The organism is Variovorax paradoxus NBRC 15149 (assembly GCF_001591365.1).
Taxonomy (GTDB): Bacteria; Pseudomonadota; Gammaproteobacteria; order Burkholderiales; family Burkholderiaceae_C; genus Variovorax; species Variovorax paradoxus.
The window spans coordinates 906,906-929,653 of the sequence record NZ_BCUT01000002.1 but is presented as its reverse complement, the minus strand read 5'-3'; the positions used below and the strand labels follow the sequence as shown (position 1 = coordinate 929,653).

The following is a 22,748-nucleotide window of genomic DNA, read 5'->3' as shown; positions in this document are numbered from 1 at the left end:
GGCTGCCTGCGATGTTCAAATCTTCGGCATGCGAGCGGTCTGGCCGGGTTGCTCGCCTCCCAAGAAAGGACGCTCCCCATGTTTGCCGAACCCTCCGCGAAAACCCGCGAGCTGCTCGAACGCCTCAACAAGTTCTTCGACCAGCACATCTATCCGAACGAAGCACGCTACCACCACGAGATGGACGCCTTCCGCCGCCAGGGCAACGCCTGGCAGGTGTCGCCGCTGATCGAAGAGCTGAAGCCCGTGGCGCGTGCGGCAGGCCTTTGGAACATGTTCCTGCCGCATCCGCACCGCGATGTGCCGGCCATCTCCAATCTCGACTACGCGCCGCTGTGCGAAGTGATGGGCCGCGTGTCTTGGTCGGGCGAGGTGTTCAACTGTTCGGCGCCCGACACCGGCAACATGGAGACCATCGAGCGCTACGGCACCGAGGCGCAGAAAGACGAATGGCTGGCGCCGCTGCTTGCGGGCGAGATCCGCTCGGGCTTCCTGATGACCGAGCCGGCCGTTGCCTCGTCGGACGCCACCAACATCCAGTGCACCATCCGCCGCGAAGGCGACGAGTACGTGATCAACGGCCGCAAGTGGTTCTCTTCGGGCGCAGGCAGCCCGCGCTGCAAGATCTTCATCGTGATGGGCAAGACCGACCCCGATGCGCCGCGCCACGCGCAGCAGTCGATGGTGCTGGTGCCGCGCGACACCCAGGGCATCACGGTGCTGCGCCATCTTTCGGTGTTCGGCTACGACGATGCGCCGCACGGCCACATGGAAGTGCTGCTGGAGGACGTGCGCGTTCCCGCATCGTACATCCTGCTGGGCGAAGGGCGCGGCTTCGAGATTGCGCAGGGGCGGCTCGGCCCGGGGCGCATCCACCACTGCATGCGCTCCATCGGCGCCGCCGAGCGTGCGCTCGAACTGATGTGCGACCGCCTCCGCAGCCGCGTGGCCTTTGGTCGTCCGCTCGCGGAGCAGTCGATCTGGCACGAGCGCATTGCCGAGTCGCGCTGCCTGATCGACCAGGCCCGGCTGCTCACGCTCAATGCGGCCCACAAGATGGACACCGTGGGCAACAAGGAAGCACGCGCCGAGATCGCGATGATCAAGGTGGTGGCGCCCAACATGTCGTGCAAGGTGGTCGACTGGGCGATCCAGGCCCACGGCGCCGCCGGCGTGAGCCAGGACTTCTGGCTGGCCGAGGCCTACGCGCACCAGCGCACGGTGCGCATTGTCGACGGGCCCGACGAAGTGCACCGCAACGCGATTGCCAAGCTCGAACTGGCCAAACGCGCCACGCCGGCGCGCGCCTGATCCCGCCGGGGCGCGGCGCCCAGGTTCAATCGAGCTTGGCGCCCACCGCCTTGGCCAGCGAGCCCCAGCGTTCCGACTCCGCGGAGATGAACGCGCCGAACTCCGCGGGCTTGCTGCCGACGACCTGCACGCCCTGCTGCTCGAACTGCTGCTTCAGGTCGGGCGAGCGCAGTGCGGCACCCACGGCACCGTACATCTTGTCGATGACTTCGGCCGGCGTGCGTGCCGGGGCGAGCATGCCGTACCAGTTGTAGGCCTCCACCTTCGGCATGCCGAGTTCGCCGACCGTCGGCACTTCCTCGAGGACCGGGATGCGCACGGCGCTGGTCACCGCCAGTGCGCGAAGCTTGCCCGATTGGATGAACGGCAAGGCCACGGGAGTGTCGACCATCATCATGTCGACCTGCCCGCCCATCAGGTCGGTCAGCGCCGGCGCCGCGCCGCGATAGGGAATGTGGGTGATGTTCAGCCGGGCCTCGCGCTTGAGCAGCTCCGCCTGCAGGTGCGGCGTGGTGCCGCTGCCGGCGGAGGCGTAGTTGACCTTGCTGGCACTGCCGGTGGCGGCGGCCTTCAGGTCCGCGAAGGTCTTGAATCGTGAATCCGCGGCCACCACCAGCACCGCCGGCACCTTCAGCGCCTGGGTCACCGCAACCAGGTCCTTCTGCGGGTCGTAGGGCATCGATGGCGCGATGTGCGGCACGATGGCCAGCGCACCGGCCGAGGAGAACAGCAGCGTGTAGCCGTCGGCCGCCGATTTGGCGACCGCGTCGGCGCCGAGCAGGCCGCCCGCGCCGCCCTTGTTGTCGATGATGATGGATTGGCCCAGGGACGCGCTCATCCTGGCGCCCAGTGCGCGGGCCGTCTGGTCCACCGGCCCGCCGGCCGGGAAGGGCACGACCACGCGGATCGGCTTGGCGGGATAGGCCTGGGCCCACCCCGAGGCGGCGGCCAGCGCCAGGGCGAGCGCGGCTGCGGTTTTGAAAAGTCCGTTCATGTCGATGTCTCCGATGTCTTCGAATGTCTTGCCCGGACTTTAGGCATGGCGTCAGGCCGTGCCACCGCGCCCGGGCGCATAGCTGCTATGCGATGCCGGCCGTTATGCGCCGCCGCGCATCACAGCCTTGCGGCCCCGCCTGTAGCCCGCGGCCGGACCGGATTCCAGAATTCATCCAACACAAGGAGAATCCGAATGAGCACGACCAAGGGGCCGCTGTCGCACGTCAAGGTGCTGGACCTCAGCCGCATCCTCGCCGCACCCTGGGCCAGCCAGATCCTCGCCGACCTGGGCGCAGAAGTGATCAAGGTCGAGCGGCCCGGCGCGGGCGACGACACGCGCAGCTGGGGCCCTCCGTTCCTGAAGGATGCCGCAGGCCAGGATACGAAGGAGGCGGGCTACTATCTGGCCGTCAACCGCGGCAAGCGCTCGATCACCGTGAGCCTCGACAAGCCGGAAGGCCAGAAGATCATCAAGGAACTCGCCATGCGGGCCGACATCGTGCTCGAGAACTACAAGGCCGGCACGCTGGCCCGCCATGGCCTGGACGAGGCCTCGCTGCGCAGGATCAACCCGCGCCTCATCTACTGCTCGGTCACGGGCTTCGGCCAGACGGGCCCGCGGCGCGACCAGCCGGCCTACGACTTCCTGATCCAGGCGATGGGCGGCCTGATGAGCGTCACCGGCGAGAAGGACGGCCGCCCCGGCGGCGGCCCGCAGAAGGTCGGCATCCCGATCGTCGACCTGATGACCGGCATGTACACCGCCGTCGCCGTGCTGGCCGCCCTCGCGCGCCGCAACGAAACTGGCGTGGGCGACGCCGTCGACATCGCGATGCTCGACGTGCAGGTGGCGGCGCTTTCGAACCAGGCGATGAACTACCTGGTGTCGGGCCAGGTGCCGCAGCGCAACGGCAACGCGCATCCGAACATCCAGCCGCAGGACGTGTACGGCTGCGCCGACGGCGACGTGATCCTCGTGGTGGGCAACGACGCGCAGTTCGCCAGGCTCTGCGAAGTGTTCGGGCGAAGCGGCTGGGCCGCGGACGAGCGCTTTGCGACCAACGCGCAGCGGGTCCGCAACATCGGCGCGCTGTCCGCGATGCTGCGCGAGGTTTTCGCGACGTGGGAGCGCGGGCCACTGATTGCCGCGCTCGACAAGGCCGGCGTGCCCTGCGGTCCGATCAACACGGTTGCCGAAGTGTTCGAGGAGCCGCAGGTCAAGGCGCGCGGGATGCTGCGCCATGTGCCGCATCCGAGCGGCGTCGACACACCGCAGGTGGCGAGCCCGATGCGTTTTGCACAGGCGGCGCTGCAAACGCAGGCCGCGCCGCCGCTGCTGGGCCAGCACAGCGAGGACATCCTGTCCGAGCTGGGCTACAGCGCGGCCGGCATCCACGCGCTGCGCGAAGGCGGAGCGATCTGATTGATGGCCACCGCGATGAAGCTGCACTGGTCGCCCAAGTCGCCCTATGTGCGCAAGGTGATGGTCTGCGCCCACGAGCTCGGCTTGCTGCCCAGGCTTGAGCTGGTGCGCTCGGTCGCTGCGATGCGCACGCCCAATCCGGCCCTCATGATGGACAACCCGCTGTCGAAGATCCCGACCCTGGTGCGCGAGGATGGCTCGGCGCTGTTCGATTCGGCCGTGATTTGCGAATACCTGAACGCGCTGGCCGGCGGATCGTTGTTTCCGCCGCAGGGCGAGGCGCGCTGGCAGGCGCTGCGCTGGCATGCGTTGGGCGACGGGCTGCTCGATGCGCTGATCCTGTGGCGCAACGAACGCGAACGCGAGGTGCCGCTGCAGGCGCTGCTCGACGCGTTCGAGCTCAAGACGCGTGCCTCGCTGCAGATGCTCGAGCGCGAAGCGGCGGCCCTGCGCGAGGCGCCCTTCTCGATCGGCCAGCTGACGCTCGGCTGCGCGCTCGGTTATCTCGACTACCGTTTCGACGCGCTCGGATGGCGCGGCGCGGCGCCGGCGCTCGCGGGCTGGTTCGAGACGCTGCTGGCGCGGCCTTCGTTCGCCGCGACCGAGCCGGCGGAAGGCTGAGCACCTCGGCTCAGTGGTAGAGCACCGCCGGGTTGGCCTCCAGCACCTGCCGGACGACTTCATCGTCGCCGGCCCAGTCCTTGAACATCGCGAGCAGCGCGGCCGTGTCCGGGGCCGGCGCCACGCGCAGGTGCGGCCAGTCGCTGCCCCACACGAGGCGCTCGGGGTTCGTCTCGACCATCTTCTGCTGGAACGCACGGCCGGCCTGCCAGTCAGGCGCGTTCAGCAGATTGCGGTAGGCACACAGCTTGACCCATGTGCGGCCCGAGGCCAGCAGTTCGAGCAGCACGCGAAAGCCGAGCGCGTCGATGCCCGCCTCCACATCGAAGCCGCCCATGTGGTCGATCACGACGGGCACCGGCAGCGCCTTCAGTTCGGCGGCGATGCCGGGCAGAGCTTGGATGTCGGTCCACAGCTCGGCGTGCAGGCCGGCATCGGCCAGTGCCGGGGCCAGTGCACGCAGGTCGTCGAAGGAGGCGCTGCCCGCGAAGTTGGCGCCGGCGCCGCTGCGGTGGCTGAAGCGCGCGCCGCGTACGCCCTTGCCGTGCAGGCCGCTCAGCGCCAATCGGCTGCCGGGCTGCACGACGACCACGCCGCGCAGGTTGTCATGGGCCGCCAGCGCATGCAGCAGCAGCGCGTGGTCTTCGCCATAGGCGCTCGGGTGCACCAGCACACCATGGCCCAGCCCAAGGTGCGCCAGCAGCGCCAGGTACTGCGGCGCCACGGCCTCGGGCGGTGTGTAGCTGCGTTCGGGCGCCAGTGGAAAGCGGTCGTAGGGGCCGAACAGGTGGGCGTGGCAGTCCCATCCGGCCGGCGCGTGCGGCGCGGCGTTCATTCGGCGAGCGCCGCGTGCTGCGGCAGGGCAAAGGCCGGCACCACGCCTTCGGGCAGCGGAATCTCGTGGCAGTTGAGCGTCATCGCGACCATGGTGTAGTAGCCGACCAGCGCCGTGAGCTCCACCACGGTGCGTGCCCCAAAGCGCGCCAGCGCGATGTTGTACGTGGCATCCGAGACCGAGTTGTGGCGGTTGAGCTCGACGGCGTACCGGTAGACGGCGGCATCGTCCGCCGACAGGCCGGGGGGCTCGGTGCCGGCCAGGATGGCTTCGATGACGGGCGCCTCGATGCCCGCCTTCTCGGCCTCCGCGCGGTGCGCGTACCACTCGAAGGGCGAGTGGCAGGCATGGCCGGTGACCAGGATCGCGAGCTCCGACAGCCGCGGCGGCAAGCCCGTGCCGTAGCGCAGCAGCGCGCCGAGCGCCTGCCACTTGTCGGCCAGCTCCGGGTTGTGCAGCGCGGCCCGCAGCGGGCCCTGGATCCTGCCGCGCGGGCCGGCGACGATCCTGTCGTGGACCGCGCGCTGCTCGGGGCTCATGGTGTCGCTCGGGAAAAGAGGTATGCGTGGCATGAGGTGCTTTCTTCAAAGTGTCCGGTTCAGGGCGGCAGCGTGCCGATCCAATCGGCAATGGCCCGGGCCACGGCTTGCGGCTGTTCGGGGATCAGTGCATGGCTGGCGCGCGGCACGGTCTTCACCTGCACCTTGCCGCCCAGCACGTCCTTGAGTTCGTTGCGCGTGGCCGGCGGACGCCAGGGATCTTCGGCGCCTTGCAGGTCGAGGATGGGCGCGTTGCTCACCGGCCACCATACCTCCTTGGCCGGCGTGCGGCCGGCGCGGCTGTAGGCCTCGCGCAAGGCCGGATGCCAGCCCTCGAGCCAGGGCGTGGGGTCGTTGCCGGGCGCGAAGAAGGCCTCGCGCAGGCCGCGCAGCCGCGCGTCGCGCGACTGGGCCGGATCGCTGGCGACCGCGAGCGACCGGGCCACGCCGGGCGGGAAGGTGCGCGCCGCGCCGGCCGCAATGACCACGCCGCGCACGAGGCCCGGATGGTCGAGGTCCGCGACCCGCGCCACGAAGTGGCCGTAGGCATGGCCGACCAGCGCGGCACGGCCGCCGCCAAGCTGTCGCACGGTTGCCGCGACATCGCCGGCGAGCACGTGCAAGGTGAGATCGTCCATCGGCCCGGCCGATGCGCCCATGCCGCGCGGCTGCGGGCGCAGCACCTTGAAGCCGAAGGCCGCCAGGCGTTCGGCAAGGCCGTCGAAATCTTCCGAGTCGCGCTGCGAGGACGGCAGCAGCACCACGGCAGGCCCCTGGCCCTCGACGATGACGTCGATGCGGACGGCGCCTTCGCTCAGCAGCACGCGCTGGCGGGCGGTCCGCGCCGGCGCGAAAGGCGCGCAGGCGCCCGCCGCGAAGGCACCGGCCAGCGCGCCGAGTGCGGCACGGCGCCGGCGTGAGGCGGGCAAATCGATGGGCATGGCCTGTGATCTCCTCGGCCGCTCGCCTCCAGCCCTCCGGGCGGGGCTGCGGCGCGGCCTGTGCATGGAGGGTAGGCCAGGATGCGTGCGCGACCTATGCCCCGGCGAGGAAGACTGCTATGCACGCCGGCGCACGGCCCGCGGTTCTTCAGCCGCTCTGCGCGCCCGCGCGCCAGAGCCCCTGCCGCGTGCTTTCTTCCACCGCCTGCACGATCTGCGCAGCCACGGCCTGGACCGCCTTGCCCGGCCCCTTGCTGCGCGCCAGGATCATCGAGACGATGCGCTGCAGGCCCGGCGAGACGATCTTCGAAGCCTGCAGCCGGCCTTCCTCCACCTCCGACCAGACCGCGTGCAGCGGCAGCACCGTGTAGAGCCGCTCCTGCGCCACGACCGAACGCATCAGCGGCAGCGAGTCGGCTTCGAGCACGGGCGACAGGGCAATGTGCTGCTGGCGGGCGAGCGCATCGAGCGCGCTGCGCAGTCCGTTGGGTGCGCTCGGAAGGATGAACGGGAGCCCGTCGAGTGCGCTGAACGGCAGCTCCGGCTTCGCGGTCAGGCGGTCGCCCGCGGCGCCGACCAGGTAGCTGTCCACCGTGGCAAGCGCCTGCTCCTGCTCCGGCAGCGCGGCGCCGTAGCGATAGAGGATCGCGATGTCCACGCGCGCGTCCGCCAGCCACTCTTCCACCTGTCCGCTCGATCCCTCGAGGATCTTGAGCTGGATGCCGGGATGGCGCGCCTGCAGCCGATTGAACAGCTTGCCGACGATCGGATTGGTGACCGAGGGCAGCGAGCCGATGGTGACGCGGCCGGCCGGCTCGCGCGCCTCGCCGCGAATCTCCAGCTGGAGCTGCTCGGCATCCGAGAGCAGCGCCTTCACATGCGGAAAGAGCCGCTGGCCCACCTCCGACAGCTGCACGCCGCGGCCCGTGCGATTGAACAGGCGCGCGTTGCATTCACGCTCCAGGGCGTTGAGGTGGCGGCTCAGCAGCGACTGGCTGCTGTCCAGGAACAGCGCGGCGCGCGTCAGGCTTCCCAGTTCGGCAATGGCGAGGAAGGCGCGCCACTTCTGCAGGTCCGAGGCAATGTCGAGCTGGATGATCGTGGCTTTGCTGGGCTGCATCTCGGCATTCTGCCTTTGCCTGCCCGCCCCCCGGGTTTGTCCCGACGATGCGGGAACGCAAATGTCGTCCGAGCTACAAACTCCACGCGCTGGTGTGCCATAGGATTCGCCAGCCCAAGGAAATTCGCTATGCGCGCTCGATCCGGTTTGTTCTTCGCCCGTGCCGAGGCCTCCCGCTCCACCCGGTGGTGACGCATGCTGCCCCTCAAGGATCTCCACGCCTTCTTCGAGCGCTGCATCTGGCCGCGCGCATTGACGCAGGCCGAGCGAACCAAGGCCTTCGAGGCCTTGTACATCCGCCACCATGAAGCGCACTCCTATGTGTGCCGGCGCGACGAGACCGCCGACAGCTGGATCGGCGTGCTCGAAGGTTTCTTGCGCGTGCAGGACACCACGGTGGACGGCCGCCTGATCATGTTCACCGGGGTTGCGTCGAGCGGGTGGATCGGCGAGGGCTCGCTGCTGAAGCCCGAGCAGCGCAAGTACGAGGTCATGGCGACGCGGCCGACCGTCACCGTGCATCTGCCGAGGGCCACGTTCTCCTGGCTGCTCGATCGAAGCATTCCGTTCAACCACTTCATGCTCTCCCATCTGAACGAGCGGCTCGGGCAGTTCATCGCCATGGTCAAGTTCGACCGGCTGCTCGAGCCGACGTCGCGCGTGGCGCGGGGAATCTCCAGCCTCTTCCATCCGGTGCTCTATCCGAACACCGACTCCACGCTGCGGATCAACCAGGAGGAGATCGGTTCGCTCGTCGGCATCTCGCGCCAGCGCGTCAACGCCGCGCTGACCGAACTGGAAAGCGCCGGCCTCATCCGGCGGGGCTACGGCTACATCACGGTGATGGACCGGCAGGCGCTTGCCAGGTATCCCTGAGCCGCCGGCGGTGCAGCGTGGAAGCCGAAGGGTTTCTCCTTAGAAATCAGTGGCCCGAATGTCCGTCCCGGAACAGTTGCCCGGGGTCTCGCCTTTCAGAATCACGCAGGCATCGCTCCATGTCGTTGCGGTGCAGAGGCTGACAACCGACAAAGGAATCGAGACATGCACTTCTTCTCCTCCTCCAGGGAATCACGGGCCCGCACCAGGCTCCACGCCGTTGCCGCGGCGGCGGCCGGCGCAGCAATGCTGGCCGCTTGCGGCGGCGGCTCCGATCACCGCGGCGCGGTCCCCGTGCTGTTTCCCGTTCCGCCTGCGGCGCAGCCCGCCAGCCCGCCGCCCGCACCGGCCGTCACGGCCCAGAAGGCCTGCAACGCGCTGAACGGAAAAACCGTGGCGGGCGCCGCGCTCACGGCCGCCATGCAGGACGCGGCCGCGGGCGCGCCCGTCTACTGCAAGGTCACCGGCACGATCGCGCCGGCGCTGAACTTCCAGATCTCCCTGCCCGAGGCGTGGAACGGCAAGCTCTACTACCAGGGCGGCGGCGGCTACAACGGCGCCATCACGCCGCCCTCGGTGCCGGCGCTGGGCCTGGGCTATGCCGTGGTCGCAAGCGACTCGGGGCACCAGGGCAATGTACTGAGCGCGGACTTCGCATTGACCGACACCTTTGCCGCGCAGCTGTTCGGCAGCCTCTCGGTGCCCACCGTGATGTCGACCGCCACCGAGACCCTCGCGGCGGCCTATGGCGCCCTGCCGGCCAAGTCGTACTTCGAAGGCTGCTCGAACGGCGGCCGCGAAGCCTTGATGGCGGTGCAGCGCGCACCCAACCTCTTCGATGGCGTGATCGCGCGCGCACCGGCCTACAACTGGGTCGGGTTCATGGGCGCCTTCAACCGCAACTCCAGGGCGCTGGCCGCGCCCGGCGGTGCATTCAGCGCCGCGAAGACGGCCCTCCTGAGCAAGCATGTGCGGGATGCCTGCGACGGGCTCGACGGGCTTGTCGATGGCGTGGTGTCGAACCAGGCCGCCTGCACGCCGGCGCTCGCCAACGTGGCTGCGCTGCGCTGCGCCGGCGGAACCGACACGGGCGACACCTGCCTGTCGGACGCGCAGCTCGACGTGGTCGCGTCCTGGACCACCGAGGCCTCGTTCACCGGCAGTCCCACCTTCCGCAACGCGGGCTGGAACCTGACCGGCAACGAGGACGATCCCGGCGCCTGGCGGACCTGGCTCACGGGCGACGGCAGCGTCACGTCGGCGCTGCAGTTCCTGTTCCAGGACACGACGGTCAAGAACTACCTGGCCCGCGACCGGACCGTGGACTCGCTGGCCTACACGCCCTGGGACCAGAACCAGAATGCCCTCTATGCCATGGCCGCACTCAACGACGCGACCAACGCCGACATCCGCCCGTTCATCAACAGCGGCGGCAAGCTGATCCTGTGGCACGGCGGAAACGACTCCGCGCTCAGCGTGCGGTCGACCACCGAGTACTACGGGAACATGCGAAACGCCATCGGCGCCGCAACCGCGGACGCATCGACGCGCTTCTATGTCGCACCGGGCGTGAACCACTGCGCCGGCGGACCGGGCGCCGACACCTCGGACCTGCTGACGGCCCTGGACCAGTGGGTGACCAAGAGCGCGGCACCTGCCACGCTGCTCGCAGAGAAGCGCGATGCGCAAGGGGCGGTGCTGCTGAGCCGGCCGCTGTGCCAGTACCCGCAATATCCGCGCTACACGGGCCCGGCCAACGATGCGGCGGCGGCGAAGCTGGCGGCCAACTACAGCTGCAGTTCCTGAGTGGCGGCCTCGGTGGCGGCCCGCCGGCCGAGCGCCGGAGTTCAGCTCGGCGCCGCCGCGCTGCGCTCCAGCGTCCAGAGCCGGTGCAAGAGCGCCCGCGCCGGTGCGCTGCCGATCACGGGCGAGGACAGTTCCATGAACTTGTCCTCGAGCTCGGCATCGCTCAGCGGCTCTTCCGGATCGCCCTTGCGGTTGGGCTGCAGGTGTTCGAAGCGGCGGCCGTCGTGCATCGTGATCAGCACGCGCGCGGCGCGCCGGCCCGGAAAGGCGGCATCGAGCTCGGGGTCCACCGCAACGCTGATGCGCTCCATCAATGAACGCGTGGCCGCGTCCTGCAGCCGCGCCGGTTCGTACGCCGCCAGCCGCACGCTGCCATGCGCCAGCGCGGTCGCCACCACGTAGCCGAGGCTGAAGCGCGCTTCGTTGGCGGTGGCCGGCTGCGTGTAGCAGGCGATGTCGAGCGCCGGGCGGTAGGTTGCCACGTGCACATGCGCGATCTCGCCGGCCTCGATGCCATGCCGGCGCTTCAACGCCAGCGCGCCGTCGATGGCCGCGAAGGCATGTCCGCAACCGATGTGGTTCTTGAACGTCAGGCGGGCGATGTGGAAGTCCCGCCCCAGCGTCGCGCCGATCTGCGACCAGTCCGGCCCGTCGCTCATGGCCCGGCCCAGCCCGGCCTCTCCTTCGAGCACGTCGAGCGAGCCTGTGACACCGTTGCGCGCGAGCTGGGCTGCGAGCACGCCGGCCTCGGCCGCGCGGCCCGCATGCAGCGGCTTGGACATGGAGTCCATGCGGAAGGCCTGCTGCAGGCCGGCCGTGAAGGTGGCGGCCGTGGCCAGCGCATGCGCGAAGGCGGCTTCGTCCAGGTCCATGAGAACGCCTGCAGCGGCCGCGGCGCCGAAGCTGCCCACCGTGCCCGTGCTGTGCCAGAACCGGTAGTGCGCGCGGCCCATCACGACGCCGATGCGCGTCGACACTTCATAGCCCAGCACCACGCCGCGCAGGAACTGCAGCCCGCTTGCGCCGGCGTCATGGCTTGCGGCCAGCGCGGCGGCAATGGTGGCTGCGCCCGGGTGGTACATGGCTTCGCGAAAGCTGTCGTCCACCTCCGCTGCATGGGCCGCCGTGCCGTTGATCAGCGCAGCGGCGCGCGCAGTGGCCGGGCGACCGCCGACGAGAAAGGCGCGTCCGCGATCCAGGTCCTCGTTCAGGGCGGCCTCGAGCTGGCGCACCGGCGCCGCGCCGAGGCCGGGGAACAGCGAGGCGTACCAGTCGATCACGGCCCGCTTGGCGTGATGGAGGACCTCGGCCGGCAGATCCTGCCGCCGGAAGTCGGCCGCGTAGCGCGCGAATGTTTGTGTGACGTGCATCTGGATGGCTCCGGGGGATGGCCCGGCCTCGCTCAACCGGCCAGCACGACCACGCCATCGGCCGCGCGCACGCCCTGCCCTTCCGGCAGCACGAAGACCGGGTTGATCTCGGCTTCGAGCAAACGCTCGCCGAGCCGCGCCGCCATGTCCGAGAAGGCGACGATGGCATCGACCAGCGCCTTCACATCGGCCTTGGGCCGGCCGCGGAAGCCATCGAGCAAGGGCCAGGTCTTGAGCTCGCGCGCCATGGAGAGCGCATCCTCGCGGCTCAGGCCGCCCTGGAGCGGCAGCAGCCGCATCGTGGTGTCCTTTAATAGTTCGGCAGTGATGCCGCCCATGCCCAGCAGGATGGCGGTGCCCAGCGGGTCGCGGTGCATGCCCAGGATCAGCTCGGTGCCGCCGCCCACCATTTCCTGCACCAGGAAGCGCCGGGGCCCCACGCCGGCCTTGCTCTCGACTTCGGCGGCCATCGCCTGCAGGCGCGCGCCCACCGTCTCGGCCGACAGGTTCACCGCGACGCCGCCGACATCGCTCTTGTGCGTGATCTCGGCCGACAGGATCTTGAGCACGACGCGGCCGCCCAGTTCGCGCGCCGCGGCTTCGGCCTCGGCCGGCGTGGCCACCACCATCTCGCGCGCGCACGGTACGCCGAAGCGGGTGAACAGCTGCTTGGCCTGCGCTTCATCGAGGGAGCCGGCCGGCAGGTCGTCGATGGGCACGGCGGCGGCAGGCGCGCTGGACGGCTTGGGCTCCTGCCAGCGGCCGCCATTCAGCATGGCGGCGAGCGCGCTGGTGCAGCTTTCGGCCGCGGCAAAGGCGGGCACACCGCGCTGCGTGAGAAGCGCCGCGACTTCGGGCGCATGCGGGCTCACGTAGGCGATCACCGGCTTGTCCGAGCGGGGCAGGCAGTCCTGGATGGCGCCGGCCATGAGCTCCGGCATGGCCAGGCTGGACGAGCCGACGATGATCGCCAGCGCGTCGTAGCTGGGGCTCTCGAGCAGGATGTCGATGGCGCCGCGCAGCAGGTCCGGCTGCAGGCCGGCCAGGGTCACGTCGATGGGGTTGCGGTCGAGCACCGCGTGATCGCCGCTTTGCAGCGCGCGCAAGGCCTGCGCCGTTGCGGCATCCGGCGCCGGCGTCTCGAAGCCCTGCATGCCCAGGTCGTCCGACACCAGCGTTCCGGCGCCGCCGGTCGAGGTCAGGATGGCCACGCGCTTGCCGCGCAGCTTGCGGCCCGTGGCCAACGCGACGGGAATGTCGAGCAGGTCGCCGAAGGTCTGCGCGCGGATCACGCCGACCTGCCTGAACAGCGCGTCGTACATGCGGTCGGCGCCCGCCAGTGCACCGGTGTGCGACACGGCGGCCTTCGCGCCCGCTTCGGAGCGGCCGATCTTGAACGCGACAACCGGCTTTCCGGCGCGCGCGGCCTTCAGCGCAGCGGCACGAAACTTCTCCGGGTTGCGCACGCTCTCCACATAGAGGGCGATGACCTTGGTGTCGGCATCGTCGGCCAGGTGGTCGACGAAATCCGCCAGGTCCAGGTCCACTTCGTTGCTGGTCGAGATCAGCTTCGACAGGCCGATGCCGCGCGCCGCTGCGCGCGAAAGCAGCGCACCGAGGATGCCCCCGCTCTGCGAGACCACGCCGATCCCGCCGACCGGAAAGTGTTCCATCTCGAGCGCGCCGCTGGCGGAGAGCACGATGTTGTCGCTCAGGTTGACGAGCCCGATCGTGTTGGGGCCGAGGATGCGCATGCCACCGGCCGCCTCGATGAGCTGCTGCTGGCGGCGCGCGCCTTCCTCGCCGGTTTCGGTGTAGCCGCTCGCGAGCACGATCGCCGCGGCCGTTCCCTTGGCCGCGAGTTCGCGCACGGCCTGGTGCGCGCGCTCGGCGCCCAGCAGCACGATGCCCACGTCGGGCGTGCCGGGGATCGAGGCGATGTCCGGATAGCAGGCCAGGCCGCCGATGGCATCGACACGCGGATTGACCGGATAGATCTCGCCCGTGAATCCGTGCTTGCGCAAGTAGGCCACGGGCCGGCCGGCCGTCTTGGCCGCATCGGCCGAAGCGCCGATCACGGCGACGCTGCGCGGCTTGAGCAGCCTGGCGATGGCGTTCAGTTCGGTCATTTCGTCGTCCCGTTCTTCGCGCTGCTCTTGGCCAGGAAGGCCATCACCGACTCGCGATGCTCGGTGCTGGTGTAGCAGATGCCCTGCGCCTGGCTGCCTTGGGCGAACACCTGGTGCGCGGACAGCTCGAAGCTCTGGTTGAGGATCGTCTTGCCAAGCGCCAATGCGGTGGCCGAACCCTGGCTCATCTCGGCCGCCCAGCGCTGCGCATCGGCCACCAGGCTCTGGGCATCCGACTGGCGATCGGCGATGCCCAGGCGCAGGGCCTCGTCGAGCTCGACCTTGCGGCCGCTGAAGATCAGCTCCTTGGCTTTGGAGAGCCCGACCCGGCGCGGCAGGAAGTACATGCCGCCGCCATCGGGCACGATGCCGCGATGGATGTAGGACCAGGTGAAGCTCGCCGCATCCGAAGCGATGATGAAGTCGCAGGCCAGCGCCGTGTCGGCGCCCAGGCCCGAGGCGGCGCCGTTGACCGCGGCAATCGTCGGCTTGGGCATGGTGTGCAGCAGCGATTGGGTGTGGTGCACGCGCTGCTGGCGGCTCCAGCCGTTGAAGCCGACCTCGCCTGCGGGCGCCTGCATCCGCCGTTCCATGCCGGCGACATCGCCGCCGGCGCAGAAGCCCTTGCCGCGGCCGGTGAGCACCAGGGCGCGGATCGCCTTGTCGTTGGCCACGTGCTCCAGCGCGGCGATGAATTCGGTGCGCATGTCGTCGCTCATCGCGTTGCGCTTTTCGGGGCGGTTCAGCCACAGGGTGGCGATGCCGTCCGCGGTTTCCAGTTCGATCAGGCTGCTGCTACTCATTCGATTTCTCCGTTCATTCGGCCGTGATGTTGTTTTCCTTGACCACCTTGCGCCAGCGCGCTTCCTCGCCCTTGGCGTACTTGTCGAAGTCCTGCGGCGAGCCGCCGTTGATGACCAAGCCCTCGGACTCCACCCGCTTGCGGAAGGCCTCCGTCTGCACGGCCTTCTTCGCTGCGGCATTCAGGCGCGCAATCACGTCGGCCGGGGTGCCGGCGGGCGCGTACAGGCCATACCAGCTGTCGGCAACGTAGCCCGGCACGCCGCTCTCCGCGATCGTCGGCACCTTCGCGAGCGCGTGGGCCGTGGAGCGCGTGGCGGTGGTCACGGCCAGCGCGCGCAGCTTGCCGCTCTCGACGAAGCTGCCCACCGCCGCGGCCGTCGCGAACATCACGTCGACCTGTCCGCCCAGCAGGTCGGTGATGGCGGGGCCGGCACCGCGGTAGGGGATGTGCGTGATGTCGGTCTTGGTCAGGTTCTTGAAGAGCTCGCCGGCCAGGTGGGCCGAGGTGCCCGCGCCCTGCGACGCGAAGGACAGCTTGCCTGGCTGGGCCCTGGCCGCATCGATCAGGTCCTTCACCGACTTGAGCGGGCTGTCCGCGCGAACCACCAGCACGTTCGGCGAAATGCCCACCAGCATGACCGGCGCAAAGGCCTTGTCATGGTTGTACGGGAGCTTGGGCTGCAGGCTCGGGTTCACGACGTGCGCCACCGTGGCCATCACCATCGTGTAGCCATCGGGGGCGCTCTTGGCCACGGCGTCCGTGCCGATGATCGTGCCCGCGCCGGGCTTGTTGTCGATGATCACGGGCTGCCCCAGTTCCTGTCCCATCGTGATGGCCATGGTGCGGGCCACGAGGTCGGTGCCGCCGCCGGGTGCGAACGGCACCACGAGCTTGATCGGCTTGTCGGGAAAGGCCGCGCGCGCCGGCACCGCGACGAGGCCGCCGACCGCGCAGGCCAGCGTAAGAAGGATGGCATGCCTGGCGCGTGCCAGCGTCATGGGGTTCAGCATCGTTTGTCTCCGTCGAAAGGGAATGTGAGAAAGCAGGCATCGAGGGCGGCGCTGCGGCTCTTCTCATCGACGGGTCCAAGCTTAGGGATGCGGGCTCTGCCGCGCATCCCCACATTTCCATTGCGTGGAATTCGAGAGAACTCTGCCGGCGCCAGCCCGGCCAGCGTTCACATCCGGCGGCCGCGGAATTCGCCCGGCGTCATGCCCTGGATCCGGCGGAAGTGCCGGTTGAAATTCGAGATGTTGTTGAACCCCACCTCGTAGCAGATGCTGCTCACCTGCTGGCGCGTCGAGGCCAGCAGGCGGCAGGCCCTCGCCACGCGCAGGCCGTTGACGAAGTCGGTGAAGGTCTGGCCGGTGGCGCGGCGGAAGCTGCGCGAGAAGGCGTTCTCGCGCATGCCCGCGATCGCGCCGACCTCGGCCAGCGACAGCGCCTCGGCGTAGTTGTCGCGGATGTAGTCGATCGCCTTGTGGATGCGCAGCGCGCGGCCGTCCTCGTCGAAGCCGGCATCGGCAAGGAAGACATCGGCAAGCAGCCGGTAGTCGCGCCATTGTGCGAGCTCGTTCAGCAGCGCGATGAATTCGGAGAAACGCGCAAGCCCGCGCAGCGTCTCGATGCGGCGCAGGCGCGCGAGCGTGTCCGCGCCCAGGCCGACGAACTGCACGCCCTGGCGCGCGCGCGCCAGCAGCGGGCCGGCATCGCCGAGCTCCGGAAAAAGCGCCATGCCGCGGCGCAGCAGCTCGTCGCTGAAGCGCAGCACCAGTTCGCCTGCGCTGCCGCCCGGCGGCGCGCGGTGCTCGAACGCGAGGCTGTGCGGCAGCCTGGGCCCGAGCAGCACGACGGTGCCGGGTGCGAAGCTGTGCGTCTCCTGGTCCGCGCCCGCGCCGATGCGCAGGCGCGCGGGCCGTGCGCCGATCAGGTGCAGCTCGTGTTCATGCAGGCAGCGCGGATGGCTCTCTCGCGGCGAAGCTGCAGAGGCGCCTTCGCAGTGGACCGTGGCGCAGGCATCGAACACCTGCGGGGAGGCAAGGGCCTGCTGGGAGGCAAAGGCCTGCCGGGAAGCAAAGGCCTGCGGCGTGGTGTTCAGCAAAGCCAGGTCTCCAGAAAGGGGCCGCAGCGAAGCGCGCCGTCAGCTTTTGCGCACCGGCGGCGGCACCGCCGTCTGCTGCTGGAACGCGGCAAGCAGCCGGTATTCCTCGCCAAGCTTGTGCGGCAGCGAGAGGAACACCGGCAGCAGCTGCCGATAGAGCGCAACGTTCTTGGCGTTGGGCGTGTGGCGGTGGGTCGCGCCGACCATGCCCGCGACCACGTCCAGCGAATCGACATGGCCCAGCGCATAGAGCCCGAGCACTGCGGCGCCGAGGCAGGAGCTCTCGAAGCTTTCAGGCACCACCACTTCGCGGTCGAACACGTCGGCCATCATCTGGCGCCACATGCCCGAGCGCGCGAAGCCGCCGGTGGCCTTGATGCGGGCGCTCGGGCCCGCGATCGACTCGACCGCCGGCAGGATGCTGTGCAGGTTGAAGATCACGCCCTCGAGCACCGCGCGGATCATGTGCTCCTTGCGGTGGTGGATGCCCAGCCCGAAGAAGGAGCCGCGCAGATCGGCGTTCCAGTAGGGCGCGCGTTCGCCGGTCAGGAAGGGGTGGAACACCAGCCCTTCGGAGCCCGCCGAGACGCGCTCGGCGATGCGCGTGAGCACCTCGTAGGTGTCGATGCCCAGGCGCTTGGCGGTCTCGGCCTCGGCCGAGGCGAACTCGTCGCGCACCCAGCGCAGGATGATGCCGCCGTTGTTCACCGGCCCGCCCACCACCCAGCGCCGCTCGGCCAGCGCGTAGCAGAAGGTGCGGCCCTCTGGATCGGTCATCGGATGGTCGACCACGGTGCGCATCGCGCCGCTGGTGCCGATGGTCACGGCCACTTCGCCGGGCGCCATCGCGTTCACGCCAAGGTTGGAGAGCACGCCGTCGTTGGCGCCGATCACGAACGGCGTGTCGCGCGCCAGGCCCAGCTGCGCCGCGGTGTCCGCCGCCAGGCCCTCGATGTGCCAGGTGGTCGGCACCGGGCGCGGCAGCTGCTCGGCGCGCACGCCGGCCAGCGCGAGCGCGCCCGCGTCCCAGTCGAGCCGCTCGATGTCGAACAGGCCTGTGGCCGAGGCGATCGAATGGTCGACCTGCCACTGGCCGAAGAGCCGGAAGAACACGTACTCCTTGATGCCGACAAAGCGCGCGGCCCGTGCGAAGAGCTCGGCGCGCTCGTGGCGCAGCCACACCAGCTTGGCCAGCGGCGACATCGGATGGATCGGCGTGCCGGTGCGGCGGTAGATTGCCAGGCCGTCCCACTCGTCGCGGATGCGCACGGCCCAGGCCGAGGCGCGGTGGTCGGCCCAGGTGATGCTGCGCGTGAGCGGCGCGCCCGCGGCATCGACCAGGATCAGGCTGTGCATTGCCGCGCTGAAGGACACCGCGAGCACGTCGGCGGGCGCGGCCTTGCTCTGCTTCACGCAGCCGGCGATGGCCGCGAGCACGGCCTGGAAGATCTGCTCCGGGTCCTGCTCGGCGGCCGCGGCCTCGGGCTGCAGCAGCGGGTACTCGACCGCGTCGTGCGCCAGCACGCGCCCGGCCGGCGTGAAGGCCACCGCCTTGGTGCTGGTGGTTCCGATGTCGACCCCAATGACGATGCGGCCCATGCTTGTCTCCTTGGCTTACACGACCATGCCGAGCAGCATGATGAACACGATGGCCACGACCGAGATCAGCGTTTCCATCACGGTCCAGGTCTTGAAGGTCTCGGCCACCGTCATGTTGAAGTATTGCTTGACCAGCCAGAAGCCCGCGTCGTTGACGTGCGAGAGGATCAGCGAACCCGCGCCCGTGGCCAGCACCAGCAGCTCGCGGTTCACGCCCGGCACCATGGTGGCAAGCGGCGCGACGATGCCCGCGCCCGTGATGGTGGCAACCGTGGCCGAGCCGGTGGCGATGCGGATCAGCCCCGCCACCAGCCAGGCGAGCAGGATCGGCGAGACCTGCGCATGCAGCGCCATCTGCCCGATCGCGTTGCCCACGCCGCTCGCCACCAGCATCTGCTTGAAGCCGCCGCCCGCGCCGATGATCAGCACGATGGCCGCGGTGGGCGCCAGGCTGTCGTCGACGAACTTCATGATCTGCCTGGCAGTGAAGCCGCGCGCAGTGCCGAAGGTGTAGAGCGACAGCAGCAGCGCTGCCAGCAGCGCGGTGATCGGGTGGCCGATGAAGTCCATCCAGTGGCGCACCGCGTTCTTGTCGTCGAGCGCCACGTCGGCGAAGGTCTTCAGCAGCATCAGCCCCACCGGCAGCAGCACCGTGAGCAGCGTGATGCCGAAGCCGGGCAGCTCGCGCGCCTCGGGTTCGTGCGCCAGCTGTTCCATCAGCTCGGGCGAGGCTTCGCCCGGCACGTACTTGGAAATGAACTTGCCGAAGATCGGCCCCGCGATCATCGCGGTGGGCAGGCCGACGATGAGGCCGTAGAAGATGGTCTTGCCGATGTCGGCGCCGAACACGCCGATGGCCAGCAGCGGCCCCGGATGCGGCGGCACCAGGCCGTGCACCACCGACAGGCCGGCCAGCAGCGGAATGCCGATGCGGATCAGCGAGACGCCGGTGCGCCGCGCCACGATGAACACCAGCGGGATCAGCAGCACGAAGCCGATCTCGAAGAACAGCGGAATGCCCACCAGGAAGGCCGCGAACATCATCGCCCAGTGCACGCGCTCGCGGCCGAAGGCGTCGATCAGCGTGCGCGCAATGCGGTCGGCGCCGCCCGATTCAGCCATCATCTTGCCCAGCATGGTGCCCAGGCCCAGCACGATGCCCACGAAGCCCAGCACGCCGCCGAAGCCCTCCTGGAAGGACTTCATCACCAGGTCCACCGGCATGCCCGAGGTCAGGCCGAGGAAGCCCGCCGCCAGCGTCAGCGCGATGAAGGGGTGCACGCGCCAACGCGTGATCAGAAGGATCAGCCCGAGGATCGCCACCAGGGCGTCGACGAGCAGGAATACCTCTTTGCTCATTCCGAACATGTGTATGTCTCCTGAATCCGGCCGCGCCACGGGCGGCCGGTGGTGCCAGGGATAGCGCTATCCCGCACAATCCAAAAAAAGCCAGCGCTGGGGTGTCTCGGGTTTTTACGGAGCACCCAAGGCTGGGACAGCGCTATCCTAGGACAGCGCTGTCCAAATTCAGCTTGGTATTAACCCTTAGGACCTCGATCCATGGCCGACGCCCCCGACCGCCCCCGACCCCGTTCCTCGAGCCACGTCACGCTGGACGACGTGGCCCGCGTCTCGGGCGTGAGCCCGATCACCGTGTCGCGCGCATTGCGGGGCGCGCGCAACGTGGCGCCCGAGCTGAAGGCCCGCGTGCAGGCGGCGGTCGACCAGCTGGGCTACGTGCCCAACGTGGCGGCGCGCGCGCTGGCTTCGGCGCGCAGCTCCCACGTGGCGGTGCTGATTCCCTCGCTGACCAACCAGCTCTTCGTGGAACTGCTCGAGGCGGTGCAGGACGCGCTCGCGCCGCACGGCTATCAGTCGCTCATCGGCGTGACCCACTACGACCCCGCGCAGGAAGAGGCGCTGCTGCGCAGCCACCTCTCGCAGCGCCCGGCGGGCCTGCTGCTGACGGGCTTCGACCGCAGCGCCGCGGCCGCGCAGATGCTCGAGCGCAGCCATGCGCCCTGCGTGTACATGATGGAAACCTCGGCCGCGCCCGGCGTCCACAGCGTGGGCTTTTCGCAGCGGGACGCGGGCCGCGCCATCACCCGGCACCTGCTGCAGCGCGGCCGCCGGCGCATTGCCTATGCCGCCGGCCAGCTCGACCCGCGCGTGCTGCTGCGCCTGGAGGGCTACCGCGAGGCGCTGCGCGAGGCCGGCTGCCACGACCCGGCGCTCGAACTGCTGGTGCCGGGCCCGACCTCCATGGCGCTGGGCGGCCGCCAGTTCGAGGACCTGCTCGCGCGCCATCCGGACGTGGATGCCATCTTCTACTGCAACGACGACCTCGCCCAGGGCGCGCTGCTCGCCGCGCTGCGCAGCGGCGTGCCCGTGCCGCAGCGCGTGGCGATCGCCGGCTTCAACGACCTGGGCGGCAGCGACCAGATGCTGCCGCCGCTGACCACCGTGCGCACGCCGCGAAAGGAAATGGGCGAGCGCGCGGCCGGCATGCTGCTCGCGCTGATGCGCGCCGAGACCGTGGCCGAACGCACGGTGGACCTGGGGTTCGAGTTGGTGGTGCGGGAGAGCAGCTGAGGCGATGGGGAACGCCCGTCGCCAACGGCGAGCACTCCAGGCTCACGCCTTGCCTTGACCCGCCTTGCCCGGCCCTCGGGTGGACCATGGATTGCATGATCTGAATAAAAAACCAGCCAAGACGCCTAAAATGAAACAAATCCTGTAACGATTAAAGAAATCCATGGCGCTGGTCGGCTATGAACTTGTTCGACGCAGACTGGACCTGCCAGTCTTCGAGATACGCCGTCCGGCCATGATCCGTCCTGTCACGCGGATCCTCCCCACGGCAAACGGCTTGTCCGTGCCTGCGGCCAGCGCGCCGGCCCGCGAAGACGATCTTCTCGGACACCTGCTCTTCGCGCTCAAGCACGAAGGCGTCAATTTGCCGTTGCTCGCTGCGGCAGCAAAGCATTTGTCCGCCGAACAACTTGGTGAGGCGGTGAGGCAGACGCCCAACGGGCAATACGTGCGGATGCTCTGCTGTGTTTGGGAGCATTTCACGGGCCGTCCGGTCATGCAGGATCCACCGGTGGCCGGGGGCTACATCGACCTTTTCGACTCGAGCAAGTACTTCGTGGGACCCGCACAGCGAGATTCGCGCTGGCGCGTGAACTTCAACGGTCTGGGAACTTGGGACTACTGCGCCACTGTCGAGCGCACCCAGGTGATCATGGACTTGGTCAGCTCCAAGGTGCTGGAGGCCGCGCGCGAGTTCGTCCAAGGATTGGATCGGGAATTGCTGGACCGCACTTTGAACTGGGCCTATTTGCACGAGACGCAGGACAGCTACGCGATCGAACGAGAAGCGCCCTCGGAAGACAAGCGGCGCACCTTCGTGCGGCTGCTCAAACAGGCCCACGAGCCACGCCAGGTCGACGAGCAGTACCTGGTGGACTTGCAGAACTCGATCGTGTCGAACCCGTACAACCAGGCCGTTCAGTATCGGACCGAACAGAACTGGCTGAGCGACGGCAATCAGGGCGCCCTCGGCGTGACCTACGTGCCGCCGGCGCCTGAGGACGTGCCTGCGCTGATGGAGGGCTGGACAACCTTCGTCAACCGCATTTCCGGCCGATTGGATCCGGTGATGGCCGCGAGCATCGCCTCCTTCGGCTTCGTCTTTATCCACCCGTTCATGGACGGCAATGGCCGACTCTCGCGATTCCTGTTTCACAAGGTCCTTTGCCAGTCGGGCCAATTGGGCGAAGGCATGCTGCTGCCGGTGTCGATCGCGATGAAGCACCACGAGGCGCAGTACCTGCAGGTGCTCCGCGATTTCTCGCGGCCTGCCCGGGACCTTGTGCGCGTGCGCGCGATCGGCGAGGGCGACTACGCATTCAGCTTCGGGGCCGACGACAAGATCTTTCGATACTGGGATGCCACCGCATGCGTCGAATTTGGGCTGCGCATGGCGAAAGAGGCCCTGGAGGTTGAACTGCGCAACGAGAGCAACTTCATCCTGCACTTCGATGCAGTGCGCAGAGAGATCGATGAGCGCTTCGATCTACGCGGTTCAACGCTCGCGACGCTGGTATCGATCGCGCTGACCAACGGCGGAACGATCTCGAAGAACAAGCGCAGGCGCTACGCGGAGGAGGTATCTGAAGCAGCCTACCTGGCCATCGAAGAGAAGGTGCGGGCCGTGCTTTCGGTCGATGAGCCTGGTCCGCGCGACGAAGATGAGGCACCGACTGATCAGTAA

At 69.0% G+C, this 22,748-nt stretch carries 19 protein-coding genes; 7 read left to right on the top strand and 12 right to left on the bottom strand.

Annotation, left to right across the window (positions count from 1 at the left end; all coding sequences use genetic code 11):
* The first annotated feature begins 78 nt into the window (after positions 1–78).
* A complete protein-coding gene (locus VPA02S_RS19230; RefSeq protein WP_015866181.1) occupies positions 79–1,311 on the top strand; it encodes an acyl-CoA dehydrogenase family protein in 1,233 nt (410 codons plus the stop codon).
* A gap of 25 nt (positions 1,312–1,336) precedes the next feature.
* On the opposite strand, the gene VPA02S_RS19225 is transcribed toward VPA02S_RS19230, so the two are convergent.
* A complete protein-coding gene (locus VPA02S_RS19225) occupies positions 1,337–2,305 on the bottom strand; it encodes a Bug family tripartite tricarboxylate transporter substrate binding protein (RefSeq protein WP_015866180.1) in 969 nt (322 codons plus the stop codon).
* A gap of 195 nt (positions 2,306–2,500) precedes the next feature.
* Here VPA02S_RS19225 and VPA02S_RS19220 point away from each other — a divergent pair, with 195 nt between their 5' ends.
* Both VPA02S_RS19220 and VPA02S_RS19215 read left to right on the top strand, forming a co-directional pair.
* Positions 2,501–3,730 (top strand): CaiB/BaiF CoA transferase family protein, encoded by a 1,230-nt coding sequence (locus VPA02S_RS19220; RefSeq protein ID WP_015866179.1) that lies wholly within the window; start codon positions 2,501–2,503, stop codon positions 3,728–3,730.
* Positions 3,731–3,733: 3 nt separating this feature from the next.
* On the top strand, positions 3,734–4,351 hold the full coding sequence (locus tag VPA02S_RS19215) for a glutathione S-transferase family protein (protein WP_081247605.1): 618 nt from the start codon (positions 3,734–3,736) through the stop codon (positions 4,349–4,351).
* Positions 4,352–4,361: 10 nt separating this feature from the next.
* Here the strand turns inward: VPA02S_RS19215 and VPA02S_RS19210 are convergent, their stop codons facing one another.
* The 4 genes from VPA02S_RS19210 to VPA02S_RS19195 all read right to left on the bottom strand — a co-directional run bounded on the left by VPA02S_RS19210 (position 4,362) and on the right by VPA02S_RS19195 (position 7,786).
* A complete protein-coding gene (locus tag VPA02S_RS19210) occupies positions 4,362–5,186 on the bottom strand; it encodes an amidohydrolase family protein (protein WP_015866177.1) in 825 nt (274 codons plus the stop codon).
* Positions 5,183–5,758 carry a carboxymuconolactone decarboxylase family protein gene (locus VPA02S_RS19205; protein ID WP_015866176.1) on the bottom strand — a complete coding sequence of 192 codons (576 nt, stop codon included), beginning with the start codon at positions 5,756–5,758 and terminating at the stop codon, positions 5,183–5,185. The genes VPA02S_RS19210 and VPA02S_RS19205 overlap by 4 nt, the downstream gene beginning before the upstream one ends.
* A 26-nt stretch (positions 5,759–5,784) precedes the next feature.
* Positions 5,785–6,666, bottom strand: a complete 882-nt coding sequence (locus tag VPA02S_RS19200; protein WP_081247595.1) for an alpha/beta fold hydrolase — start codon at positions 6,664–6,666, stop codon at positions 5,785–5,787.
* 148 nt (positions 6,667–6,814) lie between these two features.
* Positions 6,815–7,786 carry a LysR family transcriptional regulator gene (locus VPA02S_RS19195; RefSeq protein WP_015866174.1) on the bottom strand — a complete coding sequence of 324 codons (972 nt, stop codon included), beginning with the start codon at positions 7,784–7,786 and terminating at the stop codon, positions 6,815–6,817.
* Between the two features lie 195 nt (positions 7,787–7,981).
* Between VPA02S_RS19195 and VPA02S_RS19190 the strand changes: the two genes are divergently transcribed.
* Both VPA02S_RS19190 and VPA02S_RS19185 read left to right on the top strand, forming a co-directional pair.
* Positions 7,982–8,662 (top strand): Crp/Fnr family transcriptional regulator, encoded by a 681-nt coding sequence (locus VPA02S_RS19190; RefSeq protein WP_015866173.1) that lies wholly within the window; start codon positions 7,982–7,984, stop codon positions 8,660–8,662.
* A gap of 165 nt (positions 8,663–8,827) precedes the next feature.
* The gene (locus VPA02S_RS19185; RefSeq protein WP_015866172.1) at positions 8,828–10,468 is read left to right on the top strand and encodes a tannase/feruloyl esterase family alpha/beta hydrolase; all 1,641 of its coding nucleotides are present in this window, start codon (positions 8,828–8,830) and stop codon (positions 10,466–10,468) included.
* 41 nt (positions 10,469–10,509) lie between these two features.
* Here the strand turns inward: VPA02S_RS19185 and VPA02S_RS19180 are convergent, their stop codons facing one another.
* The 7 genes from VPA02S_RS19180 to VPA02S_RS19150 form a co-directional block, all read right to left on the bottom strand.
* Entirely contained in the window at positions 10,510–11,838 is a 1,329-nt protein-coding gene (locus tag VPA02S_RS19180; RefSeq protein WP_015866171.1) for an MmgE/PrpD family protein, read from the bottom strand.
* 32 nt (positions 11,839–11,870) lie between these two features.
* Complete coding sequence (locus tag VPA02S_RS19175; protein ID WP_062365227.1) at positions 11,871–13,967, bottom strand: acetate--CoA ligase family protein; 2,097 nt, start codon at positions 13,965–13,967, stop codon at positions 11,871–11,873.
* Positions 13,964–14,770: an enoyl-CoA hydratase/isomerase family protein gene (locus VPA02S_RS19170; RefSeq protein WP_062365226.1), complete on the bottom strand. Its 807-nt coding sequence runs from the start codon at positions 14,768–14,770 to the stop codon at positions 13,964–13,966. The genes VPA02S_RS19175 and VPA02S_RS19170 overlap by 4 nt, the downstream gene beginning before the upstream one ends.
* 13 nt (positions 14,771–14,783) lie before the next feature.
* Complete coding sequence (locus tag VPA02S_RS19165; protein ID WP_062365225.1) at positions 14,784–15,782, bottom strand: Bug family tripartite tricarboxylate transporter substrate binding protein; 999 nt, start codon at positions 15,780–15,782, stop codon at positions 14,784–14,786.
* Between the two features lie 167 nt (positions 15,783–15,949).
* Positions 15,950–16,873, bottom strand: a complete 924-nt coding sequence (locus tag VPA02S_RS19160; protein ID WP_081247594.1) for an AraC family transcriptional regulator — start codon at positions 16,871–16,873, stop codon at positions 15,950–15,952.
* A 39-nt stretch (positions 16,874–16,912) separates the two neighbouring features.
* Complete coding sequence (gene gntK, locus VPA02S_RS19155; RefSeq protein ID WP_015866166.1) at positions 16,913–18,472, bottom strand: gluconokinase; 1,560 nt, start codon at positions 18,470–18,472, stop codon at positions 16,913–16,915.
* Between the two features lie 15 nt (positions 18,473–18,487).
* Positions 18,488–19,840, bottom strand: a complete 1,353-nt coding sequence (locus tag VPA02S_RS19150; RefSeq protein WP_062365224.1) for a GntP family permease — start codon at positions 19,838–19,840, stop codon at positions 18,488–18,490.
* A 192-nt stretch (positions 19,841–20,032) separates the two neighbouring features.
* Here VPA02S_RS19150 and gntR point away from each other — a divergent pair, with 192 nt between their 5' ends.
* Both gntR and VPA02S_RS19140 read left to right on the top strand, forming a co-directional pair.
* Positions 20,033–21,064 (top strand): HTH-type transcriptional regulator GntR, encoded by a 1,032-nt coding sequence (gene gntR, locus VPA02S_RS19145; protein WP_062365223.1) that lies wholly within the window; start codon positions 20,033–20,035, stop codon positions 21,062–21,064.
* 163 nt (positions 21,065–21,227) lie between these two features.
* A complete protein-coding gene (locus VPA02S_RS19140) occupies positions 21,228–22,748 on the top strand; it encodes a Fic family protein (protein WP_062365222.1) in 1,521 nt (506 codons plus the stop codon).